Raw genomic sequence first — 14,291 nt, 5'->3', positions numbered from 1 at the left:
GAATGGTGCTAAACGGGCGCAATTCCAGCATGATCCAGAGGTCTTACGATGAAGTCGATCACCCTTCGCCGCCCTGATGACTGGCACCTGCATTTGCGCGATGGTGCGATGCTGGAAGGGGTAATTGGCGACACCAGCCGCCATTTCGGGCGCGCCATCATCATGCCGAACCTCGTGCCACCGGTGGTGACCACGGCAGACGCCATCGCCTACAGGGAGCGCATCGTCAAGGCCATTCCACCAGGTGATCGTTTCGAGCCGCTGATGACGCTGTACCTCACAGAACACACCAGCCCCGACGATGTCGAAGAGGGCAAGAACAGCGGCCTCATCCATGCTGTCAAGCTTTATCCCGCTGGTGCCACCACCAATTCCCACGGTGGCGTCAGGGATATGGACAAGGCCATGCCGGTTCTGGAGCGCATGGCCAAGATCGGCCTGCCGCTCTGCGTCCACGGTGAAGTGACGACCCCGGAGGTCGATATTTTCGACCGTGAAGCGGTCTTCATCGAGACGGTTCTGGAGCCGCTGCGAAAGCGCCTGCCCGAGTTGAAAATCACCATGGAGCATGTGACCACGCAAGACGGCGTGGATTACATCAAGGCATCCAAGGCCAATCTCGCCGGTTCCATCACCACCCATCACCTCATCATCAACCGCAACGCCATTCTGGTCGGCGGCATCAAGCCGCATTATTATTGCCTGCCGGTGGCCAAGCGCGAAGAACATCGCCTCGCCCTGCGGGCTGCCGCCACCTCCGGCGACAAGCGCTTCTTCCTCGGCACGGATTCCGCCCCGCATGTGGACCCGTTGAAGGAATGCGCCTGCGGTTGCGCCGGCGTTTACACCTCCGTCAACACCATGAGCTGCCTTGCCCACGTGTTTGAGCAGGACAACGCGCTCGACAGACTGGAAGCCTTCACCTCGCTCAACGGTCCGGCCTGGTATGGTCTGGCGCCCAACGAAGAGACCATCACGCTGGTGAAGCGCGATGAGCCCGTGAGTTTCCCGGCCAAGATCGAAACCGGTGACGGTACCGTGACGGTGTTTGACCCGATGTTCCCGCTCCACTGGGACGTCGCCTGATTTTTTCAATCGCTGCCGGTTTATCCGGCAGTTTTTCTATGTGCTCGATGACGATAAAGGAAACCGCCCGATGTCCCAGTTCACATTCACGGATCGCGCCCTTGTGGCACAGCTTGTTGCGAAAATGTTGTGGGAAATCAAGGCGGTCCATTTCAATTCGGAAAATCCCTACACCTTCGCTTCCGGTATGAAGAGCCCTGTCTACATCGACATGCGCAAGCTGATTTCGTACCCGCGCATCCGCTCCGCCGTCATGGACTTTGCAGCTGCCAAGATCGTCGCTGATGCGGGCTTTGAAACGTTCGATTGCGTGGCAGGTGGCGAGACGGCGGGCATTCCCTTCGCAGCCTTTCTGGCCGAACGATTGGGCCTGCCGATGATCTATTGCCGCAAGAAGCCCAAGGGCCACGGCCGCAATGCGCAGATCGAAGGCCATATGCCAGAAGGTGCCCGCGTGCTGGTCATCGAGGATCTGACCACCGCTGGCGGCTCCATGTTCACCTTCATCGACGCCATCCGCGCAGCCGGTGGCATCGTCGATCACGGCATTGCGCTGTTTTATTATGGCATCTTCCCCGAAGCCGAAGCACGCTTTGCCAACGGAAACGTAAAACTGCATTACCTCAGCACGTGGCGCAATGTTCTGGACGCAGCCCGCACCGAAAAGCTGTTCGATGACAAGACCCTGTCGGAAGTGGAAGCCTTCCTCGACAACCCGTTGCCATGGTCGGCCGCACGCGGTGGCGTCAGCGAATTGCCGCAATCGTAATCTTGGTTGGGGCCGAATTTCGATCGTGCAACGACTGGCCAATTCGGGTGAAGTTGTTTAAATCGATTTAGTTTTTGATACGGAGAAGAGCCGGATGATCCTGTGTTGTGGTGAAGCCCTGATCGACATGCTGCCGCGTGAGACCACGAAAGGCGAGCCGGGTTTCGCGCCCTATGCAGGCGGCGCGGTTTTCAACACAGCGATTGCGCTGGGTCGTCTCGGCGTTCCCTCCGCCTTCTTCTCCGGCATTGCCGATGACATGATGGGCGACATCCTCAAGGACACGCTGAAAGCCAGCAATGTCGATTACAGCCTCTGCGCGTTCTCGCATCGCCCCTCGACGATCGCCTTCGTGAAACTGGTGGATGGACACGCGACCTATGCCTTTTACGACGAAGGCACGGCGCTGCGCATGCTGTCGGAAAGCGATCTTCCCAATATCGGTGCCGATTGCGAGGCCATGCATTTCGGCGCGATCAGCCTTATCCCCGAACCCTGCGGCTCAACCTATGAAGCACTGTTGATGCGCGAACACGAAACGCGCGTCATCTCGCTGGATCCCAACATCCGCCCCGGCTTCATCAAGGACAAGCAGAAACACCTGGACCGCATCAACCGCATGGCCGCCAAGTCGGATATCGTCAAGTTCTCGGATGAAGATCTGGCCTGGTTCGGTCTGGAAGGCGATGAAGACACGCTGGCCCGCCACTGGCTACACCACGGCGCCAAGCTCGTGGTGGTCACCCGCGGCGCAGAAGGCGCGGTCGGCTACACCGCCAACCTGCGCGTGGAAGTACCGAGCGAACGGGTCGATGTTGTCGATACAGTCGGCGCCGGCGATACGTTCGACGCAGGAATTCTCGCCTCGTTGAAACTTCAGGGCCTGCTCACCAAGCCGCAGGTCGCGGCGTTAACCGAAGAGCAGATCGCCAAGGCGCTGGCGCTGGGTGCCAAAGCTGCGGCTGTGACGGTCTCACGCGCAGGGGCGAACCCGCCTTGGGCGAAGGAGATTGGGCTTTAGGCAGATGTTTCGCCGGTTCTGGCCCAGCGCTTCCCCGCTCTGCCTTTCTTCGGCCAAAACATTCCCTCTATAAGCGGCTATGGAATTTCTCGAGGCCTACATCCCTGAAGACGTCGGCTCCATGCTGGTTATGGCCGTTTTTGCGGTCATCGCCATATGGCTGGTGACGTTCGTTGTACGCAAACTGATCGGAGTTGCGCTACTCGCCGCCATCGTCATCGGCGGCCTGATGGTCTGGCAGAACCCCGCAGTGCTGGGAACCGCGCAAGACACCGCCATGCGCTATTATGACCAGTGGCATGATGGCGGAAAATCCGACGACGGTCAGCGGCGGTGGTAGCATCTGTGGGCCACAATCTAGAAACTGCCCTTGAACCGGGCCATGTCGCCACTCGTCAAAGCTTCAAGATTGGCTTCTATCTTGTCGAGAGGCCAGTCCCACCAGGCAAGGCGTAGGAGCTCTTCGATCACGTCTTGCGAATACCGCATGCGGATAATCCCTGCGGGGTTGCCCCCGACAACCGCATAGGGCGGTACGTCGCGGGTAACCACGGACGCGGCGGCAATGATGGCACCACTACCGATGTGAACTCCAGGCATTATGGCAGCGTTCTGGCCAATCCACACATCATGTCCCACGATTGTGTCTTTGAAGGGCAGGTCCTTGTAGCCGAACGTTTCTTGCTTGAATATCCGAAACGGGTATGTCGTAAACCCCGTCATAGGATGGTTGGCAGAACTTGTGATGAAGTAACAACCTCTCGCAATCTGGGCAAATTTGCCGATGACAAGCCGCTCGCCAGCTTGCGGACCGAGGAAAGTTGCGAGGATCGCGGCTGTGTCTTCAAGCTTGCCAGAATGCGTGTAGTAGCTGAAATCACCAATTTCCATGCGCGGATGATCGACGACGTTATTAAGATGGATTGTCTCTTTGAACACGGTTCCGTCTGGCAGCGTTATTGGATAGACGGCCTTTGCGTTGAGAAGAGCCATATGAACCTCCCTACGGAATACACGGCCCTCAGGCTATTGGGTCGGAGCCGCAGAATCCACCCACAGCTTAATATGTCTCTGATGAATTATATTGATGGGCCGAACATTCGGCCACAGGCATGGAAAACTAAGAATTCCGCCTCCCACGCAATCTCATTCGTTGATATCGCTTCAAATACGCTGAAAATGGGATCATCCCTCCTCTTTATGCGTTAAGCCGCTGCTGCGGTCGTCGCGCTATTATGGAATTTCAATATGTCTTCTTCTTCCCCAACGGCCAAAAGGCCGTTTTATACGTCTTTCGGCTTCCAAGTCTTCGCTGCCATGGTCGTTGGCCTCATACTGGGCTACATCGCCCGGCAGATGGGAGCGACCGAGGCCGGGCCGAACTGGCTGGTGCAAACGTTGGCCACCATCGGCACAATTTTCGTACAGTTGTTGCGGGCGCTGGTGCCGCTTTTGATCTTTACGGCTATCGTTGCCAGCATCGCCAATCTGCGCGAGTTGAACAATGCGGCGCGGTTGGTGTGGCAGACGCTCCTGTGGTTTGCCATCACGGCGCTGATTGCCGTTCTGATCGGCATTACGCTGGGTCTTCTCATCCAGCCGGGCATCAATTCAGGCGTTGCGGCGACGGCTGCTGCGGCGCCCTCCAGCACCGGCTCGTGGCTCGATTTTCTCAAAGGATTGATCCCCGCCAACCTGCTGGGTCTTCAGGCATCCACCAAGATCAGCGATACGAGTGCAACGACCTCGCTCAACTTCAATGTGTTGCAAATATTGGTGATTTCCATTGCCGTCGGCATTGCAGCCTTGCAGGTGGGTGAAAAGGCGGAGTCGTTTCTGGCGTTCAATCGCTCGCTTCTGGCCATTACCCGGAAAATTCTGTGGTGGGTCATCCGTCTCACACCGATCGGTACCATTGGTCTTCTGGGCAATGCCGTTGCCGTCTATGGCTGGGAGGCGCTGGCCTCGCTCGGCTGGTATTCGGCAGCGATTTATATCGGTCTCGCGCTGGTTCTATTTGTGGTCTACCCGATTATTCTGACCGCAAACGGGCTGAACCCTGTCCGCTTCTTTTCAGGCGCCTGGCCTGCGATACAGCTGGCTTTCGTGTCCCGTTCGTCCATCGGTACTTTGCCAGTTACGGAACAGGTAACAGAGCGCAATCTGGGCGTGCCGCGTGAATATGCAGCCTTTGCCGTGCCGCTGGGCGCGACGACCAAGATGGACGGGTGTGCGGCGATCTACCCTGCGATTTCGGCTATCTTCGTCGCGCAGTTCTACGGCGTGCCGCTCGGCATTCAGGAGTATGTGCTGATCGCCTTCGTCTCCGTGCTGGGTTCGGCGGCAACCGCTGGCCTGACCGGCGCAACGGTCATGCTGACGCTGACGCTCTCCACGCTCGGTCTTCCTCTTCAAGGTGTTGGCCTGTTGCTGGCGGTGGATCCGATTCTCGATATGGGCCGCACGGCGGTCAACGTGGCAGGACAAGCATTGATCCCGACCATCGTGGCGAAACGTCAGGGCATTCTGGATCAGGCCGCTTATGACCGTGAGGATGGAATTGACGCGCTCGACCCGACCATGGTGCCTGCGGAATAGAGTCTGGATCATCGCTGAAAACAACAAAACCCGCTGGGCGACCAGCGGGTTTTCGCTATGTGAGGCCGCTTGACGTGCTTACTTTGTCAGGCCGGACAGCGCTTTGACGAGGCCCTGTGTCGAGCTGTCGTGGCCATCGGTGCTTTCCTTGCCTTCCACCACTGGCAGCAGACCCGTCGCGAGTTCCTTGCCCAGTTCCACGCCCCACTGGTCGAAGGAATTGATGCGGAAGAGGACACCTTCCACAAAGACGCGGTGTTCGTAAAGCGCGATGAGGCGACCGAGCGCGAAGGGTGTCAGCTTGTCGTAGACGAAGGTGATCGACGGGCGGTTGCCGGTGAAGACGCGGTGCGGGGCGATGAAGTCGGCTTTCCTGTCGTCCATGCCCTTCGAGGTCAGTTGCTCCTTGGCCTCGGCAAGTGTGCGGCCCTTCATCAGCGCTTCCGATTGCGCAAGGCAATTGGCGATGAGCAACTGGTGCTGGTGGCGCAGGTTCGGCTCGAAGCCGTTGGCGGCAATCATGAACTCGGCAGGAATGACGCTCGTGCCCTGATGGATCAGCTGGTAAAAAGCATGCTGACCGTTGGTGCCGGGCTCGCCCCAGACCACCGGGCCGGACTGGCCTTCGACAGGGGTGCCGTCGATGGTAACGCCCTTGCCGTTGGATTCCATATCCAGTTGTTGCAGATAGGCCGGGAAGCGAGACAGGCGCTGGTCGTAGGGCAGGATGGCGCGTGTCGGGTAATCCAGCACATTGCGGTGATAAAAGCCGATAAGCCCGAGCAGCATCGGCAGGTTCTGGCGCACGGGCGCCTCGCGGAAATGCGTATCCATGGCATGGGCGCCATCGAGGAATTTTCCGAAATTCTCTGGACCAACAGCGATCATGAGCGGCAGACCAATGGCCGACCAGATGGAATAACGACCGCCAACCCAATCCCAGAAGCCGAAGACCCGGTCGCTGTCGATACCGAATTTGGCAACCTTGTCCAATGCGGTGGAGACGGCGCAGAAATGATGCTTCACAGCGTCTTCGCCCAACGCATCGGCAATGAACGCGCGGGCCGTCGCGGCATTGGTCATCGTCTCGATGGTCGTGAAGGTCTTGGATGCGATGATGAAGAGCGTGGTTTCCGGCTCGATCTGCTTCAGCGTATCGGCAATGTGCGCGCCATCGATGTTGGAGACGAAATGGGCGCGGGGGCCGTCATGGAACGGAGCCAGTGCCAGGGTGGCCATAACAGGACCAAGATCCGAGCCGCCAATGCCGATATTGACGACATCGGTGATTTTTTTGCCCGTTGCACCCTTGAGCGTGCCGGAGCGGATGGCATCGGCAAATTTGCCCATGGCAGCGAGAACGCCGTTCACATCCGGCATCACATCCTTGCCGTCGACCATGACAGGTGCGTTGGAGCGGTTGCGTAGTGCAGTGTGCAGCACGGCGCGTCCCTCGGTGAAGTTGATCTCTTTGCCGGAGAACATTTCATCGCGCTTCTTCTGGACGCCGCCCTCGACGGCAAGCTTTTCGAGAAGCGCGAGAACCTCGTCATTCACCGCGCATTTGGAAAAATCCATCAACAGGTCATCGAAGCGGACGCTGAACTGCTCGAAACGGTTGGCGTTGGCGGCAAATGCGGCGCGAAGATCGGTGGCCGCAGTTTTGGCGGCGGTGGATTTCAGGTTTTCGACGATGGCCTGCATGGAATGCTCCTCATGCTCCGGGAAAGGATGAGGAAGCTATTCTTTTTCATCGGGCTAAATCAAGGCGAGATCGGCTAAATCGATTGAAATATCGTGAAGTGCACCAATCAGTTAGCCAGCTTTCGAAGTTCACGCCGCAGGATCTTGCCGACATTGGTCTTTGGCAGTTCCGTCAGGAACTCGATATGCTTGGGCCGCTTGTAGTTGGTCAGGCTTTTTGCGCAGAATGCCTTCAGATCGTCAGCGGTGAGGCTGGCATCCTTTTTAACAACGTAAAGCTTTACCGCTTCGCCGGAATGTTCGTCGTTAATCCCCACGGCGGCACATTCCTGTACACCGGGATGGGCCGCGGCCACCTCTTCGATCTCGTTCGGATAGACATTGAACCCGGACACGAGGATCATATCCTTCTTGCGATCGACGATCTTCGTATAGCCACGGTTGTCCAGAAACCCAATGTCGCCGGATCGGAAGAAGCCGTCCGGTGTCATGACCTTTGCGGTTTCATCGTCGCGCTGCCAGTAACCAGCCATGACCTGAGGGCCGCGGATGCAAATCTCGCCCACCTCACCAAGCGGCAGACTGTTGCCGTCATCGTCGCGAATGTCGATATCGGTCGAAGGCATGGGAAGCCCGATCGTGCCGCTGAAATCCGGCACCCCGAGCGGGTTGACCGTGGCAACTGGCGACGTTTCGGACAGACCGTAACCTTCGCAGATATGGGTGCCTGTCACAGAGGCCCAACGTTCCGCAATCGGTCGCTGTACTGCCATTCCGCCGCCCATGACAAGAACCAGCGACGAGAGATCGAGCTTGCGAAATTCCTCATTGTTCAGGAGCGCATTGAACAGCGTGTTGATACCGGGGAAGATGTGAGGCTTGTAACCTGCCAGCTCCTTGACGAAGCCGGGAATGTCGCGTGGATTGGCGATCAGCAGATTGTGACCACCCAGCGCAATGCCCATCAGCGAATTCACCGTCAAAGCAAAAATGTGGTAAAGGGGCAGGGCACACACGAAGTTCAAGACCTCTGGTCGGGTCCTGTTGACGAAGCCGGGTTCCATCCACAGCGCGATCTGGCTTTTGTTGGCCAGAAGATTGGCGTTGGTGAGCACAGCACCCTTGGAAACACCCGTCGTACCACCGGTATATTGCAGGAAGGCCACGTCGTTGAGGCCGATATCGGTCGGTTTCAATTCCATCTGGCGCGATTGCGCGAGCATAGCCTTGTAGGTGACGGCCTGCGGCAGCGCATAGGCCGGAACCATCTTCTTGACCTTGCGCACGACGAGATTGACGATGTGGCCCTTGAGGCCCAGCAGATCGCCCATGGACGCCACGACGACATGCTTCACATCCGTCTTCGGCAACGCCTGTTGGGCGACATGGGCGAAGTTTTCGAGCACGAACAGCGCTTTGGCGCCGGAATCTTTCAGCTGGTGTTCCAACTCGCGGGGCGTATAGAGAGGGTTGACGTTCACCACGACCAATCCTGCGCGCAGAATAGCGTAGGTCGCAACCGGGTTCTGGAGAATGTTGGGCATCATGACCGCAACGCGGTCACCCTTTTGCAAGCCCAACTGTTGCAACCAAGCACCGACGCGGCGGGTCTGTTCTTCCAGCTGGCGATAGGTCAGGGACTTGCCCATGGAGGAAAATGCCTTGCGATCGGCATAGCGTTCGCAGCTTTTTTCCAGCAGCTCTGCAAGGGAGGAATTACCAAGGTCGGGAATCTCCGCAGGCACGCCTTGCGGATAGGATGCAAGCCAGGGTCGCGGCAGACTATCCGTTTCCTGGCGGCTAAAACTCACGTCGCTCATATCCGTCCTCCCATGCTGGCATTTGCAATCACTGCAACGTGCGGTCATCCCTGCCAGCTCCTCGGCGTGATGATGCACCTATGATTGCAACTGTAGATGAAGCCTCCAAAACCATCCACTCACATCAGCGTATTTAACTCTAACGTAAACGTCAACTATCGCGCCGGCCAAATCCGGGATGCCTGCTGGGGACATCATGTTTGGTTTTTGACTTTAATCCTGATTTGAGCGATCAACAAAACCGCATCAGAAAAACACGGAACCCTGACATGCCAGAGACCGCCGCTCTCCACCTCAGCACCATCGGAAAGCGCTTTGGCGATGTGGATGTGCTCGAGGGTATCGACCTGACGGTCATGCGCGGCGAGATCATCTGCCTTGTTGGTCGTTCAGGCTGCGGAAAGTCCACCCTGTTGCGCATGATTGCAGGTGTCGAAACGCCCGATGCCGGTTGTATCATGATGAACGGGCGCGAAATTGCCGGGCCGACGACCTTCATGGAGCCTGAAAAGCGGCGTATCGGTTTTGTGTTTCAGGACTATGCGCTGTTTCCGCATTTGACGGTCGAGCAGAATGTTCTTTTCGGCCTGAAAGGGCAGCCCAAACATCAGGCGCGGGCGCGTGCTATCGAGATGATCGAGCATGTCCGACTGGCGGATCTGGCCAGGCGCTATCCGCATACGCTTTCCGGCGGTGAGCAGCAACGTGTGGCGCTGGCGCGTGCCTTGGCACCCAAGCCTGACATTCTGCTGATGGACGAGCCTTTCTCCAATTTGGATCGCGGGCTTCGTGACAGCGTGCGCGAAGAAACGCTGAGCCTCCTGCGAGACCTGAAAACGACCGCCATCATGGTCACGCACGACCCCGAAGAGGCTTTGTCTGCGGGCGATCGCGTGGTGCTGATGGAGGAAGGCCGTATCGTGCAGACGGGCACCGGCTACGAGTTGCACGACAATCCCGTCAGCCGTTATGCCGCAGATTTCTTCTGCTCCTTCAACAAGGTGGAAGGCACCGTCAGAAACGGACACCTGGAAACACCGATCGGACGCTTTGCCCATAAGGGCGATCTGCGTGAAGGGGAGAAGGCCCTCGCCTATATTCGTCCCGCCGCGATCACCATATCTCCGTTCAAGACCAGCGCGGCAATTTGCGGGCGCATCACCGACCGTGTGTTCATGGGCGAGATCGAACAGGTTTCGGTGAGCGTGGAAGGCCTCCTGAAGGACGTGCGGGTCCGCAGCATGCGCCGGATGCCTCTCGATGTCGAGGAGGTCAATCTTTTGGTAGAGCAGGAGGCCGTCCTGACCTTTACCTCAGATTGAACATCTGAATTCAGACCCGGAAAAAGCCCTTATATTCAACTCAAAGTGAGAGAAACGCGCTGAAATCCGGGTGCGCATAACTTGATTTATCCGATCAGGTATGGTGCATGCAGTTCCGACATCATTTTCACGTCACAGGGACATAGGCATGACATCACTGACCGTCACCAAAATTGCACTTCTGGCTAGCACCATGGCCTTTTCGGCCGGAGCGGTACATGCTGCGGAACTGAACATCTATACGACCCGCGAGCCGGCCCTGATGCAGCCGCTGCTGGATGCCTTCACCAAGGAGAGCGGCGTCAAAGTTAACTCCGTATTCCTCAAGGACGGTCTGGCAGAGCGCGTCTTGAGCGAAGGTGCGAGCTCGCCCGCTGACGTTTTGATGACGGTCGATGCTGGAAATCTGGTCGATCTGGTTGAAAAGGGTGTGACGCAGCCTGTCGAATCCGAGGTTCTCACCAAGGCCATTCCAGCCGAACTGCGCGATGCCAAGGGCAACTGGTTTGCACTGTCCATGCGTGCTCGTGTTCTTTACGCAGCCAAAGACGTCGATGTCGCGACGTTCAACTACGAAGACCTCGCTGACCCGAAATGGAAGGGCAAGGTGTGCATTCGCGCAGGCCAGCACCCTTACAACACCGCACTTTTTGCAGATTACATTGCTCACCACGGTGCTGAAGCCACCGAAAAGTGGCTGGCAGGCGTGAAAGACAATCTGGCCCGCAAGGCTGGCGGCGGTGACCGTGATGTCGCCAAGGATATTCTCGGCGGTATTTGCGAGATCGGCATTGCCAATTCCTATTATGTCGGCCTGATGCGCTCCGGCAAGGGTGGCGAAGAGCAGGTCAAGTGGGGCGAGGCCATCAAGGTCGTCCTGCCAACGTTCAAGGATGGCGGCACGCAGGTGAACGTATCAGGTGCAGCCGTCGCCAAAAACGCGCCGAACAAGGCCGAGGCCGTCAAGCTTCTGGAATATCTGGTTTCCGATGAAGCCCAGAAGATCTATGCGGAAGCCAATTACGAATACCCGGTTAAAAAGGGCGCGGCGCTCGACAAGATCGTTGCCTCTTTCGGTGACCTGAAAGTCGATACCAAGCCGCTGACGGAAATCGTATCTCATCGCAAGCAAGCCAGCCAACTGGTCGACAAGGTCGGTTTCGACAATTAAGGGCTAGGGGACATAGCGCCTTGAACGGGCGTTGATGTCCAGGCCACAGCAGCGACTTTGGTCTCTTTGATCTCAGGCGCCCGTGTCACGCGGGCGCCTTGCCTGTTTCAAGCAACCCGTGTTTTCGCACGGTCAATTCCCCAAGATCAGTATGCACGCCAGCACCACCAAAGCCATTTCGTCCAGACCCAGACTGCGGATAAACTCTGCATTCTGGTGGCTGTTGACGTCCTGCGTCATCGCCGCGCTGGCCATGCAGCCTTTGCTGGCGCTGCTATCGGAAGCGATCAAGGGATCGAACGGTCTTTGGGCGCATCTGCGCGATACAGTGCTGACCACGGCCCTTCCCGAAACGTTGATCCTTTTGCTCGGTGTCGGCGTTCTGGCAGGGGTTATCGGCACAACCAGTGCCTGGCTTGTCAGCGCCTATGATTTTCGCGGGCGAAAGCTCCTGGAGTGGGCGTTGTTGTTGCCGCTGGCCATGCCGACCTATATCGTCGCCTACGCCTATCTGGATATTTTGCATCCGCTGGGGCCGGTGCAGGGAGCGATGCGCTGGATCCTGGGATATTCCAGTCCGCGCGAATTTCGGTTGCCCGATATCCGCTCGATGACCGGTTGCATCATCCTGCTCGGCTTCGTGTTGTATCCCTATGTTTACATTCCGGTCAGGGCGATGTTTCTGACGCAGGCTGGAAACCTCCTCGATGCTGCGCGTATGCTCGGCACGTCGAGGCGGGCGCTGTTTCTCAAGGTCGCGGTGCCGCTTGCCCGCCCTGCCATCGCGGTCGGCGTCAGCCTCGCGCTGATGGAGGCGCTCAACGATATCGGCGCCTCGGAGTTTTTAGGCGTGCGAACGCTGACCGTGTCCATCTATACCACCTGGGTCACCAAATCCGATTTGCCGGGGGCAGCGCAGATTGCGCTGTGCATGTTGCTTCTGGTCGTCGCGCTGGTTGCCATGGAACGATGGGCGCGGCGCCGGCAGCGTTACTCCAGCTCGGCACAAAAAAGCACCGCCCTGACCCCCGCGCGTCTTCAAGGGGCGCGCGCTGCTGCTGCATTTTTGCTTGGTGGTCTGCCGATCCTGGTCGGCTTCATTGCCCCGGCGATCTATCTGGTCACGGAAGCATGGAAGCGATTTCAGTTCAGCGGGCTATCGCAGCGGTTTGCGGATGAGGCGATGAACACGGTGCTGTTTGCAGGTGTCGCGACCATGGCAACGATCGTGGCAGGGCTGGTGGTCGCCTACGCCATGCGGCTTGTCCCGGGTCAGGTCTCGCGCTGGTCTTTCAGCCTGGCAACCGTCGGCTATGCAGCACCGGGAACCGTGATCGCCATCGGCGTGCTGATCGCCCTTGGCGGGTTCGATCGATTTGTCGATGCGACGATGCGGCAATGGTTCGGAGTGTCCACCGGCCTTTTGCTGATCGGCAGCGGCTCTGCCCTGATCTTTGCCTATATGGCACGTTTCCTGACCATTGCAGGGGGCGGGATCGATGCGGGGTTGAGCCGCATCCCCCTATCTCTCGATCAGGCCTCCCGCACGCTAGGCCGCACCTCGACTGCAACCTTCCGCAGCATCCACCTGCCACTTTCCAAGGCAGCGATAGCCGCAGCCGCCCTTCTCGTTTTCGTGGATTGCGTGAAAGAATTGCCCGCGACGCTGCTGCTGCGCCCGCTCAACTTCGAGACATTCGCCACGCATCTGTATGGTGAGGCGGCACGCGGCACCTATGAGGAGGCGTCGATCGCCGCGTTGGCCATCGTCATCGTGGGTATTTTGCCGGTCATGCTGCTGGCGCGAGTCGGACGTATCAGGGCTTGACCGCGACGCCGTGAGGGACTTTCCATTTGTCAAAGCTCGCTTCCCGCAGTAATCATGATAAATCAAATCATGTTTATGCAAAGGAGCTAGCATGCTGGTAGCGCAATCTGAATTGGCAACGGAAAATGGCAGTCAATATCTCGTCCAGCTTTTCAAACACTTTGCCCACAAGATCGAGGTCAGCTACTCCGAAACCCACGGGGACTGCGAATTCGATTTCGGCAAGGCCAGCCTCGATGCGCATAGCGATCGTCTGACGATCGCCATCACGGCACCGGACGAAGAAAAGCTGGAGCGAGCAAAATCGGTGGTCGAAAGCCATCTGCTGCGCTTTGCATTTCGCGAGGAGGTGGACAAGCTCGATTGGCATTAAGGGGACAAAAGGCGGAACGATTTCGCGGCCTGAGGATTTACAAGTCATAACGAATATAACGCAAAGGAGGAAACGTTATGGTACATCACACCCCTCAGCCCGGTCAGGATCCTTACGTCAAGGATACCCCAAGTTTTATTGCCAGCGACAAGGTCGAAGGCACGAGCGTCTACGGTGCAGACAGCAAGAAAATCGGCTCGATTCAGCGCGTCATTCTGGAAAAGCGCGGGGGCCGTGTCGCCTACGCCGTTCTGAGCTTTGGCGGCTTTCTCGGCATCGGAGACGACTACTATCCACTGCCGTGGGAAAAGCTGCATTACGACGAAGAGCTTGATGGCTATCGCATCGATCTTACGAAAGAGCAGATCGAGAATGGTCCCAAATTCGCAAACCGCGATGATGACAGCCTTTTCGGCAACGACGATCGTAAGGTCTACGATTACTACGGCGTCCCGCCATACTGGATGTAGCATCAACGAAAAATGGCCCCGACTGGGGCCATTTCAGACTGCTGACAAACCCCTGGTCACATCGGGGGGGTTATGATTCATTGGGACATGTTGAAGAAACCTGCTCCCGAACAGACGGCTCTCGAGATG

The 14,291-nt window shown here is 57.7% G+C and carries 13 protein-coding genes; 10 read left to right on the top strand and 3 right to left on the bottom strand.

Annotation, left to right across the window (positions count from 1 at the left end):
* Positions 1–48: 48 nt before the first annotated feature.
* The 4 genes from pyrC (at position 49) to GGQ73_RS12295 (ending at position 3,216) form a co-directional block, all read left to right on the top strand.
* Positions 49–1,086 carry a dihydroorotase gene (pyrC, locus tag GGQ73_RS12310; protein ID WP_183896608.1) on the top strand — a complete coding sequence of 346 codons (1,038 nt, stop codon included), beginning with the start codon at positions 49–51 and terminating at the stop codon, positions 1,084–1,086.
* Between the two features lie 70 nt (positions 1,087–1,156).
* Positions 1,157–1,855 carry an orotate phosphoribosyltransferase gene (locus GGQ73_RS12305; RefSeq protein ID WP_174151969.1) on the top strand — a complete coding sequence of 233 codons (699 nt, stop codon included), beginning with the start codon at positions 1,157–1,159 and terminating at the stop codon, positions 1,853–1,855.
* 94 nt (positions 1,856–1,949) lie between these two features.
* A complete protein-coding gene (locus GGQ73_RS12300) occupies positions 1,950–2,876 on the top strand; it encodes a carbohydrate kinase family protein (protein ID WP_183896607.1) in 927 nt (308 codons plus the stop codon).
* Between the two features lie 79 nt (positions 2,877–2,955).
* Complete coding sequence (locus tag GGQ73_RS12295; RefSeq protein WP_183896606.1) at positions 2,956–3,216, top strand: hypothetical protein; 261 nt, start codon at positions 2,956–2,958, stop codon at positions 3,214–3,216.
* A gap of 17 nt (positions 3,217–3,233) precedes the next feature.
* Here GGQ73_RS12295 and GGQ73_RS12290 read toward each other — a convergent pair whose 3' ends face one another.
* Positions 3,234–3,869: a CatB-related O-acetyltransferase gene (locus GGQ73_RS12290; RefSeq protein ID WP_183896605.1), complete on the bottom strand. Its 636-nt coding sequence runs from the start codon at positions 3,867–3,869 to the stop codon at positions 3,234–3,236.
* A gap of 255 nt (positions 3,870–4,124) precedes the next feature.
* On the opposite strand from GGQ73_RS12290, the gene GGQ73_RS12285 reads away from it, so the two are divergent.
* Positions 4,125–5,474: a dicarboxylate/amino acid:cation symporter gene (locus tag GGQ73_RS12285; protein WP_183896604.1), complete on the top strand. Its 1,350-nt coding sequence runs from the start codon at positions 4,125–4,127 to the stop codon at positions 5,472–5,474.
* 78 nt (positions 5,475–5,552) lie between these two features.
* Here GGQ73_RS12285 and pgi read toward each other — a convergent pair whose 3' ends face one another.
* Positions 5,553–7,178, bottom strand: coding sequence for a glucose-6-phosphate isomerase (pgi, locus tag GGQ73_RS12280; RefSeq protein ID WP_183896602.1), 1,626 nt, complete (start codon positions 7,176–7,178; stop codon positions 5,553–5,555).
* A gap of 107 nt (positions 7,179–7,285) precedes the next feature.
* The gene (locus GGQ73_RS12275) at positions 7,286–8,998 is read right to left on the bottom strand and encodes a long-chain fatty acid--CoA ligase (protein WP_183896600.1); all 1,713 of its coding nucleotides are present in this window, start codon (positions 8,996–8,998) and stop codon (positions 7,286–7,288) included.
* A gap of 269 nt (positions 8,999–9,267) precedes the next feature.
* Here GGQ73_RS12275 and GGQ73_RS12270 point away from each other — a divergent pair, with 269 nt between their 5' ends.
* From GGQ73_RS12270 to GGQ73_RS12250, 5 genes are all read left to right on the top strand, one after another.
* The gene (locus GGQ73_RS12270) at positions 9,268–10,320 is read left to right on the top strand and encodes an ABC transporter ATP-binding protein (RefSeq protein ID WP_183896599.1); all 1,053 of its coding nucleotides are present in this window, start codon (positions 9,268–9,270) and stop codon (positions 10,318–10,320) included.
* Between the two features lie 148 nt (positions 10,321–10,468).
* Positions 10,469–11,491, top strand: coding sequence for a Fe(3+) ABC transporter substrate-binding protein (locus tag GGQ73_RS12265; protein WP_183896597.1), 1,023 nt, complete (start codon positions 10,469–10,471; stop codon positions 11,489–11,491).
* Positions 11,492–11,642: 151 nt separating this feature from the next.
* Positions 11,643–13,319: an ABC transporter permease gene (locus tag GGQ73_RS12260; RefSeq protein ID WP_183896595.1), complete on the top strand. Its 1,677-nt coding sequence runs from the start codon at positions 11,643–11,645 to the stop codon at positions 13,317–13,319.
* 91 nt (positions 13,320–13,410) lie between these two features.
* A complete protein-coding gene (locus tag GGQ73_RS12255) occupies positions 13,411–13,692 on the top strand; it encodes a DUF2218 domain-containing protein (protein ID WP_183896593.1) in 282 nt (93 codons plus the stop codon).
* A gap of 77 nt (positions 13,693–13,769) precedes the next feature.
* Positions 13,770–14,162 (top strand): PRC-barrel domain-containing protein, encoded by a 393-nt coding sequence (locus GGQ73_RS12250; RefSeq protein WP_183896591.1) that lies wholly within the window; start codon positions 13,770–13,772, stop codon positions 14,160–14,162.
* The last annotated feature ends 129 nt before the right edge of the window (positions 14,163–14,291 follow it).

This window comes from Rhizobium skierniewicense (assembly GCF_014196515.1).
Taxonomy (GTDB): Bacteria; Pseudomonadota; Alphaproteobacteria; order Rhizobiales; family Rhizobiaceae; genus Agrobacterium; species Agrobacterium skierniewicense.
Note: the sequence above shows the minus strand (reverse complement) of the source record. Positions and strands in the feature narration are given on the sequence as shown.